Here is a 21,889-nt window from a genome sequence, read left to right as displayed (position 1 = left end):
TTGGACTACAGAATCGAAAAGGATACGATGGGGGAGATGCAGGTCCCCAAAGATGCGTACTGGGGTGCCCAGACGCAGCGTTCGATCCAGAACTTCCGTATCGGTGAAGAGACGATGCCGTACGAGATTACCCGTGCGTTTTCCTATCTGAAAAAAGCCGTTGCCCTGGTCAATATGGACCTGGGCAAGCTTGATGCAAAAAAAGCGGAGGCGATTGCCCAGGCGGCGGACGAGATGCTCGCGGGCAAACTCGACGGCAACTACCCGCTCGTCGTATGGCAGACCGGTTCCGGTACGCAGTCGAACATGAACAACAACGAGGTCCTCGCCAACCGCGCGACGGAGATCCTCGGCGGTGACTTCCGCACAGAGAAGCTTGTGCACCCGAACGACGACGTCAACAAGTCCCAAAGCTCCAATGACACCTACCCGACGGCCCTGCACGTCGCGTCCGTCATCGCGGTCGAAGAGCGTCTGCTCCCGGCGATCGCCAAGCTCAAAGCGACGCTCCAGGCGAAAAGCGAAGAGTTTGCGCACCTGGTCAAGATCGGCCGTACGCACCTTCAGGATGCGACACCGCTGACCCTCGGTCAGGAGATCAGCGGCTGGGTCGAGATGCTCGCCAAGTCCGAAAAGATGGCAAAAGACTCCCTGGAAGCGGTGCGCGAACTCGCCCTCGGCGGTACGGCGGTCGGTACGGGCCTCAACGCCCACCCGGAACTGGGCGAACGCGTCGCGGCGAAACTGTCCGAACTGACAGGCCACGATTTCGTTACGGCACCGAACAAGTTCCACGCCCTGACGTCCCACGACGCGCTTGTCTTCGCCCACGGCGCCCTCAAGGCGCTGGCAGCCGATATGATGAAAATCGCCAACGACGTCCGCTGGCTTGCATCCGGCCCGCGCTGCGGGATCGGCGAGATCTCCATCCCGGAAAACGAGCCGGGTTCCTCCATCATGCCGGGCAAGGTCAACCCGACGCAGAGCGAAGCGGTCACGATGGTCGCCTGCCAGGTCATGGGGAACGACGCGACGATCGGTTTTGCGGCATCTCAGGGGAACTTCGAGCTGAACGTTTTCAAGCCGGTGATCGCCTACAACTTCCTGCAGTCCGTCCGCCTGCTCGCCGACAGCATCGTCTCTTTCAACGACAATGCCGCCGTCGGCATCAAGGCAAACGTTGAGAACATCGAACACTTCCTCAACGACTCGCTGATGCTCGTCACGGCGCTCAACCCGCATATCGGTTACGAAAATGCGGCGAAGATCGCCAAAACAGCGCACAAAAACGGCACGACCCTCAAGGAAGAGGCGGTCAACCTCGGCCTGCTGAGTGCCGAAGAGTTCGATAAATATGTTGTTCCGGGTGACATGATCGCCCCGAAAGCGTAACCTAATAAAGGAGGAGAAGAGAATATGAATATCCATGAATATCAGGCGAAACAGATTTTTGCCAAATACGGTGTACCGACCCCGCGCGGCATCGTAGCCAATACGGCAGACCAGGCGGTGAGAAACGCCGCTGAACTGGGTGGCGACATCTGGGTTGTGAAAGCACAGATCCACGCAGGTGGACGCGGCCTCGGCGGCGGTGTCAAACTGGCACGTTCACTGGATGAAGTCGGTGAACTGGCAACGCAGATTCTCGGCATGAACCTGGTGACGCACCAGACCGGCCCGGAAGGGAAACTTGTCCAGAAGGTCTACATCGAAGAGGGTGCGGACATTAAAGACGAACTCTACCTCGGCGTTGTCCTCGACCGTGCGAAAGAGATGCCGGTTATCATGGCTTCTACCGAAGGCGGTATGGAGATCGAGAAGGTCGCTGAAGAGACTCCTGAGAAAATCATCAAGGTCGCCATCGACCCGACAATCGGTTTCCAGGGCTTCCACGGCCGCGAACTCGCTTTCGGCCTCGGTCTGGCGAAAGAGGAGCAGGGCAAATTTATCAAATTTGCCGCAGCCCTCTACAATGTTTACATGGAAAACGACGCGGAGATGATCGAGATCAACCCGCTGATCAAAACCGGTGCGGGCGACTTCCTTGCCCTCGACGGCAAAATGGGCTTTGACGACTCTGCACTGGGCCGCCACCCGGACATCGAAGACATGCGTGATATCTCCGAAGAGGATGCGGACGAGCGCGAAGCAAGCCGCTTCGGCCTCTCTTATGTCTCCCTCGACGGCGAGATCGGCTGTATGGTCAACGGTGCAGGCCTCGCGATGGGGACGATGGATACCATCAACTATATGGGCGGTACGCCGGCGAACTTCCTGGACGTCGGCGGTAAAGCAAATGCGGAAACCGTTGCAAAGGGCTTCGAGATCATCCTCAAGAACCCGAACGTCAAAGCGATTTTCGTCAACATCTTCGGCGGTATCGTCCGCTGCGACCGTATTGCCAACGGTATCCTTGAGGCAACGAAACTGGTCGACGTTCATGTTCCGGTCATCGTCCGCCTCGACGGTACGAACGCCCCGGAAGCGGCGGAGATCCTCAGAAACGCCAATATCGCGAATGTTATCGCGGCGGAAGACCTTGCAGACGGTGCAGCCAAAGCCGTCGCAGCAGCGAAAGGAGAGTAATTAATGTCAATTCTTGTAAACAAAGATACCAAAGTTATCGTTCAGGGTTTCACAGGGAAAGAGGGTACTTTCCATGCTGAGCAGTGTATCGCCTACGGCACACAGATCGTCGGCGGCGTTACCCCGAACAAAGGCGGCCAGGAGCACCTGGGCAAACCGGTTTTCAATACGGTTAAAGACGCGGTAGACACGACGGGTGCCACCGTCTCCATGATCTTCGTTCCGCCGGCATTCGTCGGTGACGCCGTCATGGAAGCGGCGGATGCCGGTATCGAACTGGCCGTCATCATTACCGAAGGCGCACCGGTCCGCGACATGATGTACGCAAAAATGTACGCGACGAAAAAAGGCATGAAGACGATTGGGCCGAACTGCCCGGGTATCATCACTGCCGAAGAGTGCAAGATCGGGATCATGCCGGGCATGATCTTCAAAAAAGGGAACGTCGGCCTGATCTCCAAGTCCGGTACCCTGACCTACGAAGGTGCAAACCAGGTCGTCAAGCAGGGCTTCGGTATCACGACGGCAGTCGGTATCGGCGGTGACCCGATCATCGGTCTTTCTTATAAGCAGCTGCTGCCGCTCTTCGAAGCGGATCCGGAAACGGAAGCGATCGTTATGATCGGTGAAATCGGCGGAGACTTGGAAATTCAGGCAGCTGCATTTATTAAGGAAAATATCACCAAACCGGTTGTAGCTTTTATCGCGGGCCAGACCGCGCCGAAAGGTAAACGTATGGGCCACGCCGGGGCAATCGTCTCCGGTGCAGCCGGTACGGCGGCCGAGAAGATGGCAGCGCTTGAAGCGGCCGGTGTCAAAGTCGTCGTTTCGCCTGCCGAGATCGGCAAAGCGGTCGCAGAGGTCCTTTCAAAGTAATGAAAGAGAGTGTCGCCGTCGCCAACGTCCGCTGCAGCGGTTGCGCGGCGACGATTACAAAGGCACTCGAAGCCGAAGGGTTTACATCCGTTGAAGTCGATTTGACGTGTGAGCCTCGTATCGTAACAGCAGATGTTGACGACGAGGCGCAATCAGCACTATTCAAATCGATTTTACGTGGCCTGGGTTATCCTCTTGCAGAAGAGCAGGTCAGCGGATTGGATGCAGCGGGACTGAAAGCGAAAAGTTTCGTCTCCTGCGCCGTCGGAAAATTTTCAACCAAAAGCGATGAGTAGGGGATCCTCATAAAGGACTCGCAGGAGTCTTTTATGAGATCCCTTATCTCGCAAATAAATGGAGGAGTATTAATGTTTCAGACTGAAAAACCGGGTGACGTCCCTGTCTGGGTCAACACCAATAACTGTAAAGCATGTGATATCTGTGTTTCCGTCTGCCCTTCGGGCGTTCTGGGGATGCGTTATGAACCGACATCTACACTGGGTGCGATGATCTCCATCGACCACCCGGAAGCGTGTATCGGCTGTAACGAGTGTGAACTCACATGTCCGGACTTTGCGATTTATGTTGCAGATAAGAAAGAGTACAAATTTGCGAAGCTGACAGATGAAGCAAAGGCACGCCAGGCGGCGATCGTTGCTAACAACTATATGTCACTTGAGCAGTAAGGAGCAGGAATGTCAAGAATTGTAATTTCAACAGGTAACGAACTGGCGGCAAAAGCGGCTGTAGATGCGGGCGCACGTTTCTTCGGCGGTTATCCGATTACACCGTCTTCCGAAGTTATGCACGAAGCATCCGATCTGCTGCCGGCAGTCGGCGGCGTCGCGATCCAGATGGAAGACGAGATCGGCGGTATTTCCGCTGCCCTCGGTGCTTCCATGACCGGTACGAAGTCGTTCACGGCGACATCAGGCCCGGGTATCTCCCTCAAAGCGGAGCAGATCGGTCTGGGCTTCATCGCCGAGATCCCGCTCGTTATCGTCAACGTCATGCGCGGCGGCCCTTCCACAGGTCTGCCGACACGTGTTTCCCAGGCGGATATCGGCCAGGCGAAATACCCGACACACGGTGACTACGCCTCTATTACCCTCTGTGCAGGTTCCCTGACAGAGTGTTATACGCAGACGGTCCGCGCTTTCAACCTCGCGGAAAAATACATGACACCGGTCTTCATGCTTCTGGATGAGACGATCGGTCACATGCACGGTAAAGCGGAACTCCCGGACCTCGAAGAGGTTGAAGCGAGCATCGTTAACCGCGCGACATTCGACGGTGCGCCGGAAGACTACCGCCCGTACGACGTTCCGATGAACCAGCCGGCGGTCCTGAACCCGATGTTCGAAGGGTACCGCTACCACGTTACGGGTCTGCACCACGGACCGACAGGCTTCCCGACGGAAGATGCGGAACAGTGCGAATTCAACATCGAACGCCTCACCGGCAAGATCAACACGGTTGCTGCACAAAACGACGGCCTTGACGATCTTCCGGATTACGAAGAGGTCCTGATGGACGACGCGGAAGTCTGTATCATCGCATACGGCTCCATCGCACTGGGTGCTTTCGAAGCGGTACAGAAACTGCGTGCAGAAGGGATCAAAGCCGGTCTCTTCCGCCCGATCATGATGTGGCCGAGCCCGGAAGCCGAGATCCGCAAGATCGGTGAACGCTTCGGTGACAAGATCATGGTAACCGAGCTGAACATGGGTCAGTACTCTACGGAAATCGAACGTATCGTTCGCCGTAACGATTTCACGCGCCTGCTCAAAGCAAACGGTCGCCCTATCGCGCCGGCAGAGATGGTAGCAAAAGTTAAGGAGATGATGTAATGGCTTTTAACTACGACAAATACCTTCGTGTAGACAAGATGCCGACACTCTGGTGTTGGGGCTGTGGTGACGGTGTCATCCTCAAAGCGACGATCCGCGCGATCGAGAAAATGGGATGGGACATGGACAAGGTCTGTGTCGTTTCCGGTATCGGCTGTTCCGGGCGTTTCAGCTCTTACATCAACTGTAATACGATTCACACGACACACGGTCGTACCGTTGCGTACGCCACCGGTGTCAAGCTTGCGAAACCAGAAGCAAACGTGATCGTTGTTGCCGGTGACGGTGACGGCCTGGCGATCGGTGGTAACCACACCATTCACGGTTGCCGCCGTAACATCGACCTGAACTTCATCCTGATCAACAACTTCATCTACGGTCTGACAAACTCCCAGACGTCCCCGACGACGCCGCAGGGGATGTGGACCGTCAGCCAGAAGAATGGTAACATCGACCCGACGTTCGACGCATGTGCGCTGGCGATCGGTGCGGGTGCCTCTTTTGTTGCACGCGAAACGATGCTCGACCCGAAGAAACTCGAGAAGATCCTGGTCAAAGGCTTCAGCCACAAAGGTTTCTCTTTCTTCGACATCATGTCCAACTGCCACATCAACCTTGGCCGTAAAAACAAAATGGCGAGCGCGATGCAGAACCTCGAGTGGATCGACAGCATCACCATGCCGCTGCGCAAGTGGGAAGCCCTCTCTGACGAAGAGAAGAAAAATGTATTCCCGACAGGTGTCCTTAAAGAAGTTCAGGAGCCTGAGTACTGTGAATCTTACGATCAGATCAAAGCCGCTGCACAAGGCAAGCGTGCGAAACTGACGCAAGACGACTTCGAGAAAAAGATCTAAGGAGACATGAAATGAGACATACATTGCGCTTTACCGGTGTAGGCGGGCAGGGGGTTCTCCTCGCCGGCGAAATCATGGCGGCCTGTAAGATCAAAGACGGTGGTTTCGGTCTGAAGACTGCGACCTATACTTCCCAGGTCCGCGGCGGCCCGACCGTCGTTGACATTACGCTTGACGATGAAGAGATCCGCTACCCGTACGCGAACGAAGGCGAGATCGATTTCATGCTTTCCGTTGCGGACGTCAGCTACCAGTCTTTCAAGAAGGGTGTAAAGCCGGGCGGCGTTATCGTTGTTGACCCGAACCTGGTTCACCCGACAGACGAAGACCGTCAGACATGGACTATCGTTGAGATCCCCATTATTACGATCGCAAAAGAAGAGGTCGGTAACGTTATTACGCAGTCTGTCGTCGCGATGGCGATTGCCAACCAGATCACAAGCGTTCTGAACCCGGAATCCCTCCAAGAGGTCATGCTCTCCAAAGTACCGAAAAAAGTACACGAAGCGAACCTCAAAGCCTGGGAACTCGGCGTCAAGTACGCAATCGAGTCCGGCGTTACGCTGGCAGCGTAAGGAAAAGGGCGGCTCCTCGCCGCTTTTTTTTGATCATCAATCTAATATTATATAATATCTTATATAGCCATCGATCCGGGAAAATAGAAGAGGGCGCCGGATTCTGCAAGTGAGAGGTATAATCGGTGCCTCGACGGTATCAATGACTCCAGTGAATTCTCGAATACGACACAGCATCAATGCATCGTTCAGCCGACAAAGAGCAGGCGTCTGATCGAAAAGTTGAAGAAGTTTGTAATATTATATAATATATTATTTATTTCGATCCGTTCTCATATGCTATAATATCACCGGTACAACGTGCGATAGCTTGATTTTCAAGAGGAAAGTCCGGGCTGCCGTAAGACAGGGCTCCATCTAACGGATGGCCGGCGAAAGCCGAGGGACAGTGCAACAGAGAGCAGACCGCCGCGCAAGCGGTAAGGGTGAAACGGTGGGGTAAGAGCCTACCAGTTCCGCCAGCAATGGCGGAAGCTATGTAAACCCAGCCTGGCAGCAAGAAACAGATGGTAAGCGTCTTACAATGCTTTTGTTTCGCTGGAGGCATCCGGTAACGGATGCAGTAGATAAATTATCGCATCAACAGAACCCGGCTTACCGTTGTACCTTTCTTCCCTATCTCTTTTATCCCATATGCTTATTCACTGATCGATGACCAGAAGAGGTCGAGCTGTTTTTCAAATGCCGTCGACAGTGCCGTCGTAGGCATGCTGTCAGCCTTTAGAAGGCTGACCTGCAGCCGCAGATAGAATAGTTGCCCCAGGAAGGCATTGGCGAGCGTCATAGGGTCATTGGAGCGGATAAGGCCCTCCTGCATCATGATGAAGAAACCCGAAGAGAGCACCTTGATATTCGCATCATGGAACTCCTGCCGGAACCCGCTGCGCAACACGTCATTCTGCATCAGTTCGATCAGCATAAAACGGAAGAGTTTTTCGTACTTTTTATCGAATGTCATCAGCTTGAATTCGGTCATGAACTTATGCAGAAAAGAGCGTCCTTTTTTCGCATTCTCCTGCACGAAATCATCGGTCTTCTGGTGGGCGAAAGGCGAGGCGAAAACCCTGCCTGCGACGGCCAGGAAAATCGCTTCTTTGTTTTCAAAATGGTTGTACAGCGCACTCTCCCTGATCCCGACTTTTGCAGCGATTTTACGTACGGAAGCACCTTTGTAGCCATGTTCCGCGAAGAGATCCATGGCAGCTTCCTCGATCAGCTTCTTTGTATCGCCACCTTTCTTAAACTCCCTGTTTTCGGGCATTTCAGTCTCCTTATTAACGAATGTTCATGTTTTAGAAAGTGTATATGAACGTCTGTTAATTTATCCTTAATCAAATGTGAACACTTGTTCTTTTGGTTCACGATGTAAATTAACATATGTTCATTTTATTCATGGGCAGACAAGTGCCGGTCAGGTATAATCATCAGGTCTTTAAAACGCATTTGTCAGTTATTGATATTTTTATATATGGAGTCAAGGATGAAACCGCTTTTTATCAGCATTTGCAGCGTCCTTTTTGTCGGCTGCAGTTCCCCCTCTATTATTGAAAAAGACGATCTGCTTCTGGGGGTGGAGATCGGTCAGGATCGCCTGACCGTCAGTACGGAAAAGATCGCCGAAGACCGTATCGGCATGCAGGGCCTCACGATCAGGCGTACGCTGTACGCAGTGCAGGGGGGACGGCATATTGTCTACGAGCTGGCGGTGACGCAGCCGCCTTATCGCTATCACTATGACCTGGGACGTTCGCTCGATCTTATTTTTGCGGCCAGGAAGGTATCGCAGATCGACCGAATCGGCAACCTCGGCTTTTATGCCATCGAATGGAAAGAGGGCGGCGTACTGCTCGCGGTTGCCCAGAACATGCATAAACGCGGTATTAAGATGATCTACGGTCTCAGTGCGGCTCAGATGGAAGAAGCGCTTGAGAGAGCCGCTAGCGACCATACAGCCAACCTGGATGCCTTTAAGAGCATTATGGTGCTGGACGGTGACAAATCCGCGTTTAAAAGCCGCTGGGTGCCGAAACTGCTGATCCTGGACACATTGATTACGCGTCCGGCTGTCCATCCGGCACCGAGACCGCTTATGCCGAAATAGTGTTTTGTTTTCTCCTTGTCGCCATATTATTTAATGTAATTGCTTATATTAAATAATGTCTATTGTGACAGCGGGCTCATTGTGGAATGGGGGATCGGGAACGGAAAACTTATTTCAAGAGAATATACATTATGAGGTTTAAGGTTTAAGGGGCATAAAAGGCAAAAGTAGGGTAGAATGGTGCTTAAGGTTACCATATGATTCCTGCTCAGGGAAATGTAACTGAACGATCAAAGGTTGCCGCCTTTGATCTCCTTCGAGGCGTTGCCGCGCCTCAAATGAAAATCAGCAGCCTCAAGTATATCACATAAACCTATGGTTTTATTCTTTCATCCCGATTAATTTTAGAAAATCACTATCATTCATATGATCCAGAAGGACTTTTCGCAGGACCGCAGACATTGCTAGGCCGTGTTCGTCCCTTAAAGCCTTTGTTTTGAGCCGTATAGCCTCCCTTTCTTCCTCTGTAAGCCGTATGAAGAACGCATAATCCTTCCTTCCAGTGTCAGGTCTGGCCATAAAATCTCCTTTGCTCTCAATGCACATATAGGGTACGAAAAAATCGTGTAGAAATTGGGCACATTATACCCCGTCGTTTTCGACGGGTTACCCCGTCGTTTTCGACGGGTGGCTATCTTATAAAGGAATTCTTTAAAGAAAGTCTTTTAGGGCAGAGGTGATCGACCAGGGGGAAATTTTCGGAAATTCGACGCGGTGCTCGTCGGCTGCGCCTCCTCACTGGTCCGCCCGGGGGCGGCCCTGATCGGTGCGCCTCCTTCGTCGGCCCATATACCGATGTTTTTACCTGCGCGTCGCGGTGCTCCTTGCCTGATCGGTTGCTGCACGACGCCCTGCGGGCTGTGCAGAGTGATATCGCTTGCCTCGCCGAAGGGCGACGCGCTCTAGGGTGCGCTTCGCGCAGCGGAAAGGGTTGAAGGTGTTCGGCTTTCGGTTGATTTATGGCTGAAGGTTTCGTTTGATGGATCGGAATAGTGCAGGATTCGAGCGGAAACGGGCCAAATTTCGATTTTTACCTAAAAAACGAGGTCAGATATGCACAACGGCATAAAATGCGTTTACGGCGATTTATGAAGGGGGTGATTTTTCCCGCCGCGCGCCGTGACGCGCCAGGATAAAAAACTGTGACTATTCCAGGAGGGAAAAACGTGACGCGGCAGCGGCGAATTGCGATCGATCCGTCACGCTTTACCGTGACGCGGACGGTCAGATTGCCGTTTCGACGAAGCCGAGCGTGTCCGGGATGCGGTCGAGGATGAATTGCGGCGCATAAACGTAGTTCTGGCCGCTGCCGCTGTACTGGATCGTCTGCATGTCTGACGTACCTGTGAAAGCGATTGCGGAGGTATCAGCGTTGTAGATCAACGTTTGAACGTCGCAGTTCTTCATTTCGATCTGGTTGTTCGTGCCGTTGATGGTCAGATTGTCAACGACGGCGCCGCCACAGTCATAGGTAAGCGTCTGCCCGGTCGATCCGGTTCCAAGCGTGACGTTGTACTGCGTCGTGGTGCTGCTGCTGTCCCCGCTGCTACTGCTGCTTTCGCCGCATCCGGTCAATGTGAGTGCTGCGGCGACGGCCGCGATGATGATTTTTTTCATGATGGTCCTGTTATTGAAGTGTGAAGATGATCCCGCCGTCTATGTAGTCGGCGGTTAGAGCGATAGCAAGGCCGCACGCGGCGGCCAGAAAGTAGAGCAGGGCGCTAGGGCCCCACTTTGACTTCGAGTTTTGTGATCCGTCTGTCATGTTCCCGTACCGTCCGTTTGAAGTTGGTGTGATCGCTGCTGATTATAACGATTTTGTCATTAATGGATTTCAGGTAGCGGACACCGTTGACGAGCGGGTAGATCACGAGCAGCATGATCACATCGACGTAGTCTTTGATGAAGTCGAGCAGCTCAAGCACGGGCGGCCTTTCTGGACCGCTCCGCCGTGTACTCTTTGAGCGAGGTGAACCCGATGAAGAGCAGGGCGGCGTAAGCGCCGTACTTGAGAAGTTTTGATCCGATACCGTCGGCAATGTCCGCCACGTCCTTTTCAAACTGCGTGGAGGTGTTGAAGTTGCCGTTTGACGGGTCGGCCGTCGTGTAGCTGTCGAAGGTCAGGTATTTGAGCCAATCCGGCGTTGCGTCGTAGACTTGCTGCGCGACGCTTCCTTCACCGAACGATGCACTCACCCCACCGTTTTCCGTTTCAGTGATACCGAGTACGTTTTGGTTCTGGTCAGGTTCAGATGATTGTGACATTCCAGGATCATTTGACCCGAAAAGGTAGCTGTATCCTTCGCCTACCATTCCAAAGATTGATGAGTCAGGCAATTCCATTGCGTTGTGCCGCCTTCACGTAGTGTTCCGGCGTCCCGGCCCCGGCCATCGAGTTGTAATGACGTTTCCAGTAAGCATCTCTCCCATCGATCATTTCAGGATCATCTATGTCGAACGGAACTGAACTGATAAGTTTTTTCGGTATCGGTTCAGGGATAAGTCTATATTTCAGACGGGCGAAGACGACTGAGAGCATGGGGGACCAACGAAGGTCATTGATCGTCGCCCGGTCGATATCGATGCCGAAATACTGGTTCACGATCTTTTTGATCCGCGCCGGGGTCCGCTCTTTGACATCATCGAAGCCGATAGGGTCGAACTGCATCAGCCCGATCCCGGTAAACCAAGAGCGGTCAATAGCGTTTCCCATGTCCGTTTCGGCCGCCGCTGTTTCAAGCAAAAGAAGCCGTGCAGGTTCGCCGCCGCCGAGTACGCTTACAACGTTGTCGACGATTTCGACAAGCGCGGCTTTTGAGGGTAATCCGTACAAAAAAAAGCTCCTTTCGAAGTAGAGCAGCGCGAAGGCTGCTGCGGTGATTAGCGCTCTGTCACGGCGCAACATATCCGAGGTCTTGAAGAATTGCGACACCATACGGATAAATTGTAGTTATGTGTCTGTATTGAGAAGGAGGGTTTACATAATCAGTTGAGAAGATTGGAAACCCTCTAGAATCTTCCATAATTTTCGTGTAAGTAATCGAAACAATTACTTCGTCAGGATTGAGCAATGCTTCAATTACTGCTTGTTCTTCAGGTGTCAAATTTAATCCTTATGCTTTAAGTGTGTAAAGGCTTAACATACAGCCGACTTTGGTGAAAGTCCCATTTCCAGAAATTCCACTAATTACCAAGTGCTTCCCTCTACAATTTTCTATTGTAAACTCTATGTAAGGTTGGTCTGTAAATGTTTTCACAGATGCATTTGCAACGATTTCACTATCGTAATATGCTACAACATTCCCCCAGTACAACGTATCAGGGGAAGTGTTATAACAGAACATTCTTACAGTCATTTTGTCACAGTCAGCATAGAAGTCAAAGAGAATTGTTAATGTACCTGCATTAGTAGAAGCTCTATGATTTTGGGGAAGATCATATTTATCAACAACTTTGTCAAGCACAGCCGGAAGCGATGCAGAGAAAGCAGCCGTAAGCTGATCAAGTGCATTTTGGTCATACCCGCCGAGGCTGTTGATATCGACCTGGCTGATCTGCGTCAGGATGCGGAAGTCCTCCGCCGTTTTCGCCTGCGCGAGTTTGATGATCCCTCCTGCGACTGCATCGGCGGAAACAAAGACTTTAGTTACTCCTTTCGCCTCGATCCCCTGAAACTTTTCAAGCGGGATCGGGTCGTTGTTCTGGTCGTTGAGCTTGACGGTAATGTTTGCCAGTGCGGGAGCATCGAGGACAACTAAGTATCCCCCGGCCGTCCCGATCTCCACATCCTTCAGGCCGTTTGTGATGCTTTTCGGGATGATGATGTAGGGTTTCATTTCCCTCCTTTTTTCTTTTTACCGAGATAGACGATCCCGCCGACGATAATCGCAACGTAAAAGACCTTCTCGATGTATCCGGACACGGTGGCCCGTGTCAGTGCCGCGTTTTGGTATTCGAGTGCTGCCGCGTCACGTTTCGCCGCGGCTTCGTTGTTGAGTGCTTTGGTCGTTGATGCACCGGAAGCTGCCAGCACTGCGGCGAGCGGTTCCAGGTCGACGTTCGTCGTCACGTTCGTTTCCGGCGTGACGGTGACGTTTGCGGTGCTGTCCTGATTCGAAGTTGTCGTTCCTTGACTTCCTCCGCCTCCGAGCAATCCACCTACACTATCAACGACTCCGCCTACAGCTTTTGTGATGCCTCCGGTGATATCGCCGATAGAGCAGCACATCAGTTACCCTTTTTCCTGGACGAAGCGGTGATAGCCGCTACGATGCCAATGATGACGACGACACCAAAGATCATGGCAGGTGTGTTACCTGCAAGACCAGACAGTACAGACGTTTTCGCCGCCTGCTGCTCTGTGGGCTGTACATCGTCACCGACTCCAACCGGGCCGCCTGATGCGCTAGCTCCTGAACCTAAAGCCACACCAGAACTAAGACCGAATTCGTCTTTGTTGCTCGTTGTAGCAGTGCTGTCAGCACGTGTTTGAGCATCAAACCCTGTTTTGGCGTCATTGCTGTCGCCAATGTTCATGATAGGGTTGAACGAGAGCGTATTCGTCAGCGTCTGGCTGGATGTGTTGTTCGAGCTGCTGCCGAGAAGGTTCATTACTTAGCCTTCATTGCGAGGATCCCGAGCAGGATCGCACCGACGCCGAGACCAAGATAGATCCCTGTTTTTTTGTCGATGGTGAAACCTGTAGGCATCGTGGCTTTCTGCTGCTGCTGCTCGTACGCTTTTGTTTGAGCATCAGACGCGGCCTTGTCCGCCTGGTTCTTTGTGATGCTCTCTTTCGTCTTGTACGATTCAAGGCCGTAACCGAGAATGTCTTTTGCGCTGAGGCCGCTGAAAAATCCATCTTCTTCAAACATGGATTCCCCTTTTATTTCTGCACTTCGACTGTATTCTCTGTCTGGAATTCGTCAGTGTAGACCGTCACATTGTTCGTACCGGCCTGTTTGGTGACACTGAGGACGAGTTCGAGCGTATTGAACTGTCCGTTCGTGTCGAGTGCATCGGAGAGTTTCCCGCGGGCACAGAAGTCGATGAGCAGAAGGCCGTCGGCATCCGATTCGGTGATGATGCGGTTTTTGCGGATGTTGAAGGCGCGAAGATCATCGGCATCCCATTCAGCGATCACCGTCGTACCGCTTTTCAGCTTCACGCTGTTCACAACGGAATTGTTGACAACACCGTCGACAGTAGCGGCGATGAGCAGGCGGCGGTAAACCTTTTTGACCGGGAGGTCGATCTGGAACTCTGTCGTGCTACTCGTGATCTCTTTACTGAGCTGCGTTTCGATGTTGTGTGCGATTCGTTCACCCGGATTGCGTGCATATCCGACAAGTTCGTTCGAGGAGACGAAGAGCGTCGCGCTGTTGACGGTTACACCTGTACCGATGCTTGCTTCAGATGCCCAGTCGATGAGCATGTCGAACGTCGTGTAAAGGGCCGTGTTCTCGATGGTGTCATACGGGCGGGCCATGCCGAGCATACTGAAGTCGATGGCGAAATAGATCGTCGAAATGTTGCCAGCCGACGAAACGGTCGTGACGACACTTTTCGTCATGTTTTTGCCGATGTTGTACAGGGTATTGTGGGAGAGCTTTTTCGTGTCAACATGCTTGTGCGTCTTGCTGCCGTTCGAAACAATCTGAATCTGGTTGATCAGGTTCAGGAATCCGCCGCTGAGAAGGGAAACGGCCGCAGCGTTGTCGTGGTTGACAACGAGCTTGCACACAAGGTTGTGCATGTGGAAGTTGCGCGGGAGTTCAATGCGCGATTGCGTTGTCGGTGTAAATGCCGCCTGTCCTGCCTTGTGGAGGTAGATACGTGCCATTATGCATTACCTCCGAGCGTTTTGCGGACGGTCGGCGAAGCGACTTTCTTGTACGTTGCGATACCGGCCAGTGTTGCCAGAGCAGAGAGGATCATGGTGGTGTTGATCAGCTTCATACGTTCACCCCCGCTTTAACGCTGAGAATGTCAGAGCCGAGGCCGACGAGCATACCGACGACAAACGCCGTGATGTAGGTTTTTTTCATTTTGTATTTCCTCCTATGGAAACACGCCGCGCTGATCTCCAAACGATCAACGTGACATAGAATAAGATTTTGGCCGAAGCCATCGAACGCCCCTAAAGGCGCTCTGTGGTTACGAACAAATTGTCTTTATTAATGCGTAAATCATTGCAAACGGGGTCAAAAAAAGTGCTACCAACAATAGGAAAACATTTAAGCACCCGATAGGACAATCATTCATTTTTTATTTTTCTGTTTCACTTCAACGTATTGACGTTCGAAGGTTTCTTTGTCGATCTTCCACTGGTCAGAATCGTCGCCTTTGTTCTGGACGATTACGTCGCCGTTCGGGAATGTACCTACAACTTCAATATGCTGTTTTTTCCGGTAGACCTTGTATTTATGTTCTGTCTGTTCCATTTATTTCCTTTCAAAATTCGATGGAAAGCATTGCGAATCCATCCGCAATTCCATATTGCATTCCTGTTTGAATGTGGGTGATATAAACATGCCACTTTTCACCAGTCTCAACACCGTTTTCAATTTCACAAAGTATGATTTCATCATCTACTTCGAACCCTCTATCATTCCTACGCATTTCAGCTTTTTTCTTGTATTGCTTCACTGCAATGAAATGATCTTTTTCAATTTTGAGATAGTGTGTCATATCGCCTCCGCCGCTTTGCGCGGGATGCTGATGATCTGCGCCTTTTCCAAGTCTTCTCCAATCATCAGGAAGTGAAAGCGCTCCAAGCGCTTCGCCGTTTCTGCGTGCTCTTTTCCTATATAGTTCTCCATATACTTTTTGTCCGTGTTTTCGCGGATTTTTGAGAAGAAAAATAGGTCTGTCATAGCTGTAAGGTTACGACTTATATTTGGAGGTCGTCGTGACGTCGTGATGATGTCAATCCGGTTGTGACGTCCGTAGTGAATCAGGTGATAAAAGGCTTTCTTGTTGTTCATGGTAGGCGGGGCGAACATGTCAACCTCGTCGACGAGAAACGTGATGGCCTTCATCTTCATGACGATCCACGCCAGTACTTCGAAGCTGTCAGGGTCAACGCCCTGGACAACCAGTTCGAATTTGTATTCGTAGAAGGTGGCGATGTTGTCGCGATCGTGGATCCATTTGCGGAACTGCTCCACGCTGCCAAAGTGGACGCGCCACGGTTTAGGCTCGTACTGATAGCGCGGGTCCGCGATGATCGTTGGACGGCGTTTGAGAAGTGCTAACAACTCAGTAAGCTTCGTTTTACCGTAGCCTTTATGCCCGATCACGGTCACGATCTGGTTTTGGATCACTTTTCCGCCTCCTTTTTCCGGCTGAAAAGTTTATTTTTAAGCTTCGAGAGTAGGGCAGGGGAGTTTTCAAGCCCGAAGATACCGTCGATCACCACAACGGCACCCGCTCCGAAGAGCATCACTTTTGAGGCAGTGTTGAGATTTACGCGGTCCTGCTGCACCTGTTCGTCCAGGGCGATAATGGCCTGTTTCTGGAACATTTCACGTGCTAACGGGTTAAGCGGTTTGCCGTCACGGTTCTGTTTGAACGCTTCGAGCACCGTCAGGCCCATGTTGATAATCTGCTCCGTTTCGCTCTCCGTTCTGGCCGCTCTGGCCTTCGGAGCGTCGTCGCCTTTCTCTTCGCCGCCTTTCATGATGATGTCGCAGAGCTTCGCTTTGCTCATACGTTCGAGCGTCGAGAGCTTTTTGTCGGAATAGGGCGCTGCCAACTGTGCCAGCTCCGCGCCTGTCTTTTCCATCAGCTCCGCACGGTTGAAAGCAGAGGTGTGTTGTTCCCCGGCGATAGCGTCCGCCACTTCCGCAGCGTCTCCGCTACCCGTTCCCGTAGCGATTCCGTTGTCCGTTCCGTTAACCTGCATTTTCGGCCCCCTGTGCCGTCCCTTCGGGCTTTTTGGCCTTCACGGCGATGAATGCAGCGATACCGACGAGGCTAAAGATGCCGACGATGATGAAAGGGAAGCCGCGCTTCTTTTCCGGTTCCGTTTCCGGCTCAGGTTGGGGGGCAGGGGCCTGCGCTGCGAGTTCCATTTTCTCTTTGACGGCCTTTGTCACTTCAGCGGTTATGTTTCCGCTCAGGCGGTCGGCGATCTGGTCGAGCTGATCTTCGTCGAGTTCAACCAGCTGCGGTTCCGCCGGTATAGATTCCGGCGGCGTATTCAGTTCTTTTTTCGCTTCATCCATCAGTTACCCCCGAAGAGTGAGAAGACGGCCGTAACGGCGTGGAAGTAGTCCCCGCCGGCTCCCGCGGTGATGGCCGTTCCGATCACGACCCAGAAAGAGGGCTTCTTCCAGAAGTTCTTGATCGTGTAGCGTTCCTGGACGGTCACGTTTTCATACGGGATCGTTTTGGCCTTTGCGGCTTCAATCGTAGGGATGTCGAGAAGATCGGCCGCAGCCAGGATCGTGTTTGATGTTTCGGTGATTTTCATTTGTGCTCCTTAGAAGTACATTTCGAACGCTTCGGCGTCCGGGAGGAATAGGCCGCTTTCTGCGGCGACGTTAAGGTCGTGCTCGAGGTCGGCCACGTCTTCATCGCGGGCCGTGCCTTTGATGATCCGCAGCGCACCGGATGGTGTCAGGTGAAAGCCGTTCGCGTGGTTTGACTCATAGACGGCCCCGGCGATCTGCGTTTCATACCCGTTCCCGGTGTTGGTGTGCATGACGAGACGGTCCTGGACGAGCCGGGAAGGGAAACGGCGCTTCTCCATACTGTTCTCGATTGCGAAGTCGAGCACAACGCCGAAGAAAGGATTTGTTTCGAGGTCATTGATTGTCATGGTCGATCCTTTTCTGCTGCGCCAGTTGGGCGAGGTTGGCAATGGCCGTACTGTGGCCGCCGTCTTCCATGAACCGGATAACCACGCTCTTTTTGCGGAACATCTTTTTGTAGACCTCCGCGCTGTCTTCGCTGCTCATGAGGGAAGGGCGTTCCCCGGTTTCATAGCGATAGAGCAGGCCGTCGCTGTGGATCATGTACTTGTGGACGAGGCCGCCGATCTCGACCGGGATGTAAATGTTTTTACAGTCCGCTTTGAGCCACTGTACGAAGAGGCGGTAATCGTTTTCGCGGGTCTTCCTGCGTTCACGGGCCGCCTTGCCTTTGTGCGATGCGTGCGCCTCTTCGAGCCAGATTACGCGGGGGAGGTTCTTCGGGTATACGTCCGACGCCTTGACGTTGTGGACGACAACGATGTAGTTTCCGTCCTGGAGAGATTTAAGCGACTTCTGAAGTGGTCTTTCAGCCTTGCCGGAAAGTTCCATCAGCTTACCGTTTGTGATCTCAGAGAAGCCCTGTGCGTTACATGCCTCCGCGATGATCGTGTAGAGGCGGAGGTCAACGTCGCGCAGCCGCTTGTCGTAGATGATCCGTTTCGGTATCGATACGTGGTATCCCATTTTAGGTGTCCTTTTCAAGGAATTTTTGGCTTAAGGTTCATGGGATATTTCGGGGGAGGCTTTGGCGGCTTTGCGTTTAAGGTTTGAGGGCCGAAAGGCCAGAAGCAAAATTTATATTTTGTTAACCTGATGCCAGAAAGGCACGGAAGGTACGGGGGGCGATGAAAATTGTTTTCAAGAGAATATACATTATGTTAACTAGATAAATATCTTTTGAAACGGCGATTAATGATAAGCAGACCTTTGGCGCTTTGCATTTGTTTTTAGGTATCCTTTGGAAGAATACATCGGAAAGGAGTTCGCCATGGCAACAGTGACCTTGACTGACAATCGCACGGGAAACAGCTACGAATTCAGCATCATGCATCCGACTGTGGGTCAGGATGTGATCGATATCCGTGACCTTTTCAAACAGACGGGAATGTTTACGTACGATCCCGGATTTACCTCTACGGCCAGCTGCAGCTCAACCATTACTTATATAGATGGGGCCAAGGGTGAGTTGCGCTACCGCGGCTACCCCATCGAAGAGCTGGCGATGAAAAAGAGCTACCTCGAGGTCTGCTATCTGCTGCTTAACGGCGAACTCCCCTCTCCGGAGGAACTGGCGGCGTACGATTATGAATTCCGTAAAAGGGCGTATGTCCACGAGGGATTGAAGAACCTCTTCTACTCTTTTCCGGACAACGCCCACCCCATGGCGATGCTCTCCTCCGCCGTCTCCGCGCTCTCGACCTTCTATTCGGAACATATCATGATGCGCAACGACGAGGACCTGCAGGTGATGCGCCGCCGGCTGCTGGCCAAGGTCCCTACCCTGGCGGCGTTCGCCTACCGGCGTTCCCTCGGGATTCCCTTCATCTATCCCGACCTTGAGCGCTCCTATACCGAAAACTTTCTCTATATGATTCACGCCTACCCCGGGCAGAACCTGAAGATACCCGAGGTGCAGGTTCGTGCTCTCGATACGATCTTCACCCTCCATGCCGACCACGAGCAGAATGCCTCCACGACGGTGGTCCGTTCCGTTGCCTCGACGGGGGCGCACCCCTATGCGGCGATTACGGCGGGTATCAATGCCCTGTGGGGACGGGCCCACGGCGGGGCAAACGAGTCGGTCATCGCACAGCTTGAATACATCGGTTCCGTAGAGCGTGTCGACGAATTCATTGCCCGCACAAAGGACCCCGAAGACGATTTCAGGTTAATGGGCTTCGGACACCGCGTTTACAAAAATTTCGATCCGCGTGCTAAAATCCTGAAGAAACTGCTTGACGAGATGAAAGATGAACTTGATGTCGACAACGAGCTGCTGCAGATCGCCGAGAAGATCGAAGCGGTCGCCCTCAGCGACGACTATTTTATTTCGCGGAAGCTCTATCCGAACATTGATTTCTATTCGGGGTTGATCCTGACGGCGCTCAAGATCCCCAAAGAGATGTTTACCATCATATTTGTGATCGGCCGTACCGTGGGTTGGCTGGCACAGTGGTTAGAATTCCACGCCGATGCGGAGAAAAAGATTGCCCGTCCGCGTCAACGCTATATCGGGCCTGAAACAAGGAGTGTACCTGAGTGAATACGAAACAGGAATTGATCAACGACATCGAAAAACTATTGAACGGCTACGGCGGCGATACCCACATCAACCCCAATATGCTTGCTTTTATGGACGAGCAGACCCTCAAATCGATCATCGCTTCTCTCCTGGACCAGAAGGAAAAAGCGGTCGAATCCAACCTCGAATGGCTCGAGCAATTTAAAAAATATTGATTTTTCCCATAAATTTAAGTTTGTGTAATTTAATTGTTACTATAATTTTGCAACGTAATATCACGAGTAAACAATTTTAATTCCGTTAACGTTGTTTGCTAAATAACAGTGTAAAATACATACAGAAATCATCATGAGGAAACAGAAATGAAAAATGTTGACCTGGTTCAGCTGACCGAAGAGACGAAAAAGATGAGTGCGATGGTCGTTGAAGACGAAGCAGTTGCGAACGAACTGCTCAGTTCAACGTTCAAGAACTTCTTTAAGGATGTTACATCCGCTTTTAATGGTAAAGAAGCCCTGGAGCTTTTCAAAGAGAAAAAACCGGATATCGTCTTTGTTGACATTATCATGCCGGAAATGGACGGTATCGAGCTTGCGCGCAAGATCCGTGAGATGAACCCGCAGCAGATGGTCGTTGTCATCTCTGCAAGCAACGATATCCAGAAGATCTCCGAGACAATCGAAATCGGTGTCAACAGCTTCATCCAGAAGCCTATCGATACGAAAAAGATTATCGAACTGCTTCAAAACGTCACCAATATGGTGAAGCGCAAGAAAAAAGTTGAAACGAAGACTTTCTCTATCTCCCTGCCCCTTGACCTGTATGACCTCGTCAACGACAACGCCAAGGCGGAAAGCATCTCCAAAAATGCGGTCATTATCCGCGCCCTTCGCGAATTCTATATGTAATTTCATTTAAATGCCGCAAGATGGCGGCATTTAAGAGATTGTTAAGCGTCCCGGAAATATAATTTCGGCTCAACAAAATTGTTGTCACCAAGTGGCCCCATCGTCTAGCGGTTAGGATCCCAGATTTTCATTCTGGTTACCGGAGTTCGAGTCTCCGTGGGGTCACCACTTCCAAACTTCCTTTCTTCAACATTTTCAAGTTTTTTTATCATCTTTACATTATTCCGTAGCCGTACGATTCTTTGTGTATTTTTATGCCTAAATGATCCTTTTGTAATGGAAGCTGCTTTTTATTCCGGGTGGAGTAGATTTGTCCGATGACAACAAAATATGCATTCAGAGGAAATTTCACATGACAGCGGGAGAAATTATTCTAGGCATTATCGCACTTTTTGCTGCTTTTGTAGGGATCGGAACCATACAATACAATAACAGGATATTTGAAAAAGAGGAGCAACAGCGCCGCGAGGAGTGACTTTTTGTGCCTTTTTTGAGGTGCGCCCCTGAGCGAGGCACATTTAGCCTATCTACTGCATCGAACGGATGGCGAGATTACCCATTTTCTCAAGGTAGGGATGCACGCCCTCTTCCCCCGATACCGTCTTTTTCAGTTCGTCAAGAAAATAGGTTTGCGTCGCTTCGTCGGCGAGGCTGAAGGCGTAGAGGACCCATTCGGCGGTCGCCCCCTCCATCCCTTCGAGTGCATAGACCTGGTCAAAGGCAAAATCCGAGGGGAGCAGGGAGATCGCCGTTTGATAGAATGCAGGCAAGTCGTAGCGGATGAGCTGCTGCAGGGTCTCCGCCTCGATGGTTGCATCCACCTCTTCGATATCGGCCATGCCGACGACCAGCGCCTTGCCGAATAGCAGCTTTTCGCCGAGAAAGAAGCCCTGCTGCCCTTTTTCGAACGCTTCGCCGCCGCTGTAGACCGTATGGGCCTTCAGCAGGGCGTTGCCGTCGACAAGGAGGGAGCCGAAAAGGGTGTAAAGGCTGTGGGGCTGTCCGTCGAAATCCTGGACGGAAACGGATTGGGTGTCGGGATCAATCAATAATGCTTTCATAGCGACAGTCTACCCCAATTTACATAGCGGCCGCCTAATCCGCCGGATGGACGCAGCGTTGCCGTCACGATTAAATG

The 21,889-nt window shown here is 52.0% G+C and carries 34 protein-coding genes, 1 tRNA gene and 1 other RNA gene; 15 read left to right on the top strand and 21 right to left on the bottom strand.

Translation table 11 applies throughout. The features are described from left to right. The 9 genes from fumC (at position 1) to rnpB (ending at position 7,354) form a co-directional block, all read left to right on the top strand. The gene (gene fumC, locus WCX49_RS06785; RefSeq protein WP_345984337.1) at positions 1 to 1,392 is read left to right on the top strand and encodes a class II fumarate hydratase; all 1,392 of its coding nucleotides are present in this window, start codon (positions 1 to 3) and stop codon (positions 1,390 to 1,392) included. 24 nt (positions 1,393 to 1,416) lie between these two features. Beyond that, entirely contained in the window at positions 1,417 to 2,586 is a 1,170-nt protein-coding gene (gene sucC, locus WCX49_RS06780) for an ADP-forming succinate--CoA ligase subunit beta (RefSeq protein ID WP_345984336.1), read from the top strand. Positions 2,587 to 2,589: 3 nt separating this feature from the next. Beyond that, positions 2,590 to 3,462, top strand: a complete 873-nt coding sequence (gene sucD, locus WCX49_RS06775) for a succinate--CoA ligase subunit alpha (protein ID WP_345984335.1) — start codon at positions 2,590 to 2,592, stop codon at positions 3,460 to 3,462. Next, positions 3,462 to 3,758 (top strand): heavy-metal-associated domain-containing protein, encoded by a 297-nt coding sequence (locus WCX49_RS06770; protein WP_345984334.1) that lies wholly within the window; start codon positions 3,462 to 3,464, stop codon positions 3,756 to 3,758. Before sucD ends, WCX49_RS06770 begins: the two co-directional genes overlap by 1 nt. A gap of 72 nt (positions 3,759 to 3,830) precedes the next feature. Then, positions 3,831 to 4,148 carry a 4Fe-4S dicluster domain-containing protein gene (locus tag WCX49_RS06765; RefSeq protein ID WP_345984333.1) on the top strand — a complete coding sequence of 106 codons (318 nt, stop codon included), beginning with the start codon at positions 3,831 to 3,833 and terminating at the stop codon, positions 4,146 to 4,148. 9 nt (positions 4,149 to 4,157) lie between these two features. Beyond that, a complete protein-coding gene (locus WCX49_RS06760) occupies positions 4,158 to 5,312 on the top strand; it encodes a 2-oxoglutarate synthase subunit alpha (protein ID WP_345984332.1) in 1,155 nt (384 codons plus the stop codon). Continuing rightward, entirely contained in the window at positions 5,312 to 6,166 is an 855-nt protein-coding gene (locus WCX49_RS06755; RefSeq protein WP_345984331.1) for a 2-oxoglutarate ferredoxin oxidoreductase subunit beta, read from the top strand. The genes WCX49_RS06760 and WCX49_RS06755 overlap by 1 nt, the downstream gene beginning before the upstream one ends. 11 nt (positions 6,167 to 6,177) lie before the next feature. Beyond that, a complete protein-coding gene (locus WCX49_RS06750; protein ID WP_345984330.1) occupies positions 6,178 to 6,741 on the top strand; it encodes a 2-oxoacid:acceptor oxidoreductase family protein in 564 nt (187 codons plus the stop codon). A gap of 290 nt (positions 6,742 to 7,031) precedes the next feature. Next, positions 7,032 to 7,354: RNase P RNA component class A (rnpB, locus tag WCX49_RS06745), an RNA gene on the top strand. A 24-nt stretch (positions 7,355 to 7,378) separates the two neighbouring features. Here rnpB and WCX49_RS06740 read toward each other — a convergent pair. Continuing rightward, the gene (locus WCX49_RS06740) at positions 7,379 to 8,002 is read right to left on the bottom strand and encodes a TetR/AcrR family transcriptional regulator (RefSeq protein ID WP_345984329.1); all 624 of its coding nucleotides are present in this window, start codon (positions 8,000 to 8,002) and stop codon (positions 7,379 to 7,381) included. A 219-nt stretch (positions 8,003 to 8,221) separates the two neighbouring features. On the opposite strand from WCX49_RS06740, the gene WCX49_RS06735 reads away from it, so the two are divergent. After that, the gene (locus WCX49_RS06735; protein ID WP_345984328.1) at positions 8,222 to 8,842 is read left to right on the top strand and encodes a hypothetical protein; all 621 of its coding nucleotides are present in this window, start codon (positions 8,222 to 8,224) and stop codon (positions 8,840 to 8,842) included. A gap of 321 nt (positions 8,843 to 9,163) precedes the next feature. Here the strand turns inward: WCX49_RS06735 and WCX49_RS06730 are convergent, their stop codons facing one another. The 19 genes from WCX49_RS06730 to WCX49_RS06640 all read right to left on the bottom strand — a co-directional run bounded on the left by WCX49_RS06730 (position 9,164) and on the right by WCX49_RS06640 (position 18,285). Continuing rightward, positions 9,164 to 9,361, bottom strand: a complete 198-nt coding sequence (locus WCX49_RS06730; RefSeq protein ID WP_345984327.1) for a hypothetical protein — start codon at positions 9,359 to 9,361, stop codon at positions 9,164 to 9,166. Between the two features lie 705 nt (positions 9,362 to 10,066). After that, on the bottom strand, positions 10,067 to 10,459 hold the full coding sequence (locus tag WCX49_RS06725; protein WP_345984326.1) for a hypothetical protein: 393 nt from the start codon (positions 10,457 to 10,459) through the stop codon (positions 10,067 to 10,069). Between the two features lie 104 nt (positions 10,460 to 10,563). Beyond that, entirely contained in the window at positions 10,564 to 10,767 is a 204-nt protein-coding gene (locus WCX49_RS06720) for a hypothetical protein (RefSeq protein ID WP_345984325.1), read from the bottom strand. Continuing rightward, on the bottom strand, positions 10,760 to 11,107 hold the full coding sequence (locus WCX49_RS06715; RefSeq protein WP_345984324.1) for a hypothetical protein: 348 nt from the start codon (positions 11,105 to 11,107) through the stop codon (positions 10,760 to 10,762). Before WCX49_RS06715 ends, WCX49_RS06720 begins: the two co-directional genes overlap by 8 nt. 64 nt (positions 11,108 to 11,171) lie before the next feature. Further along, positions 11,172 to 11,777, bottom strand: coding sequence for a hypothetical protein (locus WCX49_RS06710; RefSeq protein WP_345984323.1), 606 nt, complete (start codon positions 11,775 to 11,777; stop codon positions 11,172 to 11,174). Then, positions 11,734 to 11,946: a hypothetical protein gene (locus WCX49_RS06705; protein ID WP_345984322.1), complete on the bottom strand. Its 213-nt coding sequence runs from the start codon at positions 11,944 to 11,946 to the stop codon at positions 11,734 to 11,736. Before WCX49_RS06705 ends, WCX49_RS06710 begins: the two co-directional genes overlap by 44 nt. A gap of 9 nt (positions 11,947 to 11,955) precedes the next feature. Further along, positions 11,956 to 12,678, bottom strand: coding sequence for a hypothetical protein (locus WCX49_RS06700; RefSeq protein WP_345984321.1), 723 nt, complete (start codon positions 12,676 to 12,678; stop codon positions 11,956 to 11,958). Next, positions 12,675 to 12,995, bottom strand: a complete 321-nt coding sequence (locus WCX49_RS06695; RefSeq protein WP_345984320.1) for a hypothetical protein — start codon at positions 12,993 to 12,995, stop codon at positions 12,675 to 12,677. The genes WCX49_RS06700 and WCX49_RS06695 overlap by 4 nt, the downstream gene beginning before the upstream one ends. A 74-nt stretch (positions 12,996 to 13,069) precedes the next feature. After that, positions 13,070 to 13,453 (bottom strand): hypothetical protein, encoded by a 384-nt coding sequence (locus WCX49_RS06690; RefSeq protein WP_345984319.1) that lies wholly within the window; start codon positions 13,451 to 13,453, stop codon positions 13,070 to 13,072. Then, positions 13,453 to 13,716: a hypothetical protein gene (locus tag WCX49_RS06685; protein WP_345984318.1), complete on the bottom strand. Its 264-nt coding sequence runs from the start codon at positions 13,714 to 13,716 to the stop codon at positions 13,453 to 13,455. The genes WCX49_RS06690 and WCX49_RS06685 overlap by 1 nt, the downstream gene beginning before the upstream one ends. Before the next feature lie 11 nt (positions 13,717 to 13,727). Continuing rightward, positions 13,728 to 14,684 carry a hypothetical protein gene (locus WCX49_RS06680; protein ID WP_345984317.1) on the bottom strand — a complete coding sequence of 319 codons (957 nt, stop codon included), beginning with the start codon at positions 14,682 to 14,684 and terminating at the stop codon, positions 13,728 to 13,730. Between the two features lie 418 nt (positions 14,685 to 15,102). Then, positions 15,103 to 15,285, bottom strand: coding sequence for a hypothetical protein (locus WCX49_RS06675; RefSeq protein ID WP_345984316.1), 183 nt, complete (start codon positions 15,283 to 15,285; stop codon positions 15,103 to 15,105). 10 nt (positions 15,286 to 15,295) lie between these two features. Next, positions 15,296 to 15,532, bottom strand: a complete 237-nt coding sequence (locus tag WCX49_RS06670) for a DUF3850 domain-containing protein (RefSeq protein ID WP_345984315.1) — start codon at positions 15,530 to 15,532, stop codon at positions 15,296 to 15,298. Continuing rightward, positions 15,529 to 16,167, bottom strand: coding sequence for a hypothetical protein (locus tag WCX49_RS06665; RefSeq protein ID WP_345984314.1), 639 nt, complete (start codon positions 16,165 to 16,167; stop codon positions 15,529 to 15,531). Before WCX49_RS06665 ends, WCX49_RS06670 begins: the two co-directional genes overlap by 4 nt. Next, entirely contained in the window at positions 16,164 to 16,748 is a 585-nt protein-coding gene (locus tag WCX49_RS06660; protein ID WP_345984313.1) for a hypothetical protein, read from the bottom strand. Before WCX49_RS06660 ends, WCX49_RS06665 begins: the two co-directional genes overlap by 4 nt. Next, on the bottom strand, positions 16,738 to 17,070 hold the full coding sequence (locus WCX49_RS06655; RefSeq protein ID WP_345984312.1) for a hypothetical protein: 333 nt from the start codon (positions 17,068 to 17,070) through the stop codon (positions 16,738 to 16,740). The genes WCX49_RS06660 and WCX49_RS06655 overlap by 11 nt, the downstream gene beginning before the upstream one ends. Next, entirely contained in the window at positions 17,070 to 17,318 is a 249-nt protein-coding gene (locus tag WCX49_RS06650) for a hypothetical protein (protein WP_345984311.1), read from the bottom strand. The genes WCX49_RS06655 and WCX49_RS06650 overlap by 1 nt, the downstream gene beginning before the upstream one ends. 9 nt (positions 17,319 to 17,327) lie before the next feature. Beyond that, entirely contained in the window at positions 17,328 to 17,666 is a 339-nt protein-coding gene (locus tag WCX49_RS06645) for a hypothetical protein (protein ID WP_345984310.1), read from the bottom strand. Beyond that, positions 17,653 to 18,285, bottom strand: coding sequence for a hypothetical protein (locus tag WCX49_RS06640; protein ID WP_345984309.1), 633 nt, complete (start codon positions 18,283 to 18,285; stop codon positions 17,653 to 17,655). The genes WCX49_RS06645 and WCX49_RS06640 overlap by 14 nt, the downstream gene beginning before the upstream one ends. 304 nt (positions 18,286 to 18,589) lie before the next feature. Here WCX49_RS06640 and WCX49_RS06635 point away from each other — a divergent pair, with 304 nt between their 5' ends. The 5 genes from WCX49_RS06635 (at position 18,590) to WCX49_RS06615 (ending at position 21,226) form a co-directional block, all read left to right on the top strand. After that, a complete protein-coding gene (locus WCX49_RS06635; RefSeq protein ID WP_345984308.1) occupies positions 18,590 to 19,864 on the top strand; it encodes a citrate synthase in 1,275 nt (424 codons plus the stop codon). Further along, positions 19,861 to 20,058 carry a hypothetical protein gene (locus tag WCX49_RS06630; RefSeq protein ID WP_345984307.1) on the top strand — a complete coding sequence of 66 codons (198 nt, stop codon included), beginning with the start codon at positions 19,861 to 19,863 and terminating at the stop codon, positions 20,056 to 20,058. Before WCX49_RS06635 ends, WCX49_RS06630 begins: the two co-directional genes overlap by 4 nt. Positions 20,059 to 20,205: 147 nt before the next feature. Next, on the top strand, positions 20,206 to 20,751 hold the full coding sequence (locus WCX49_RS06625) for a response regulator (protein WP_231018057.1): 546 nt from the start codon (positions 20,206 to 20,208) through the stop codon (positions 20,749 to 20,751). A gap of 93 nt (positions 20,752 to 20,844) precedes the next feature. Continuing rightward, a tRNA-Glu gene (locus WCX49_RS06620) sits at positions 20,845 to 20,919 on the top strand. A gap of 184 nt (positions 20,920 to 21,103) precedes the next feature. Next, positions 21,104 to 21,226, top strand: coding sequence for a hypothetical protein (locus tag WCX49_RS06615; RefSeq protein ID WP_345984306.1), 123 nt, complete (start codon positions 21,104 to 21,106; stop codon positions 21,224 to 21,226). A gap of 52 nt (positions 21,227 to 21,278) precedes the next feature. On the opposite strand, the gene WCX49_RS06610 is transcribed toward WCX49_RS06615, so the two are convergent. After that, positions 21,279 to 21,812: a hypothetical protein gene (locus WCX49_RS06610; RefSeq protein ID WP_345984305.1), complete on the bottom strand. Its 534-nt coding sequence runs from the start codon at positions 21,810 to 21,812 to the stop codon at positions 21,279 to 21,281. Positions 21,813 to 21,889 lie beyond the last annotated feature (77 nt).

The sequence above is a fragment of the Sulfurimonas sp. HSL-1656 genome (assembly GCF_039645585.1).
Taxonomy (GTDB): domain Bacteria; phylum Campylobacterota; class Campylobacteria; order Campylobacterales; family Sulfurimonadaceae; genus Thiomicrolovo; species Thiomicrolovo subterrani.
This window is presented reverse-complemented; position numbering and strand designations above follow the sequence as displayed.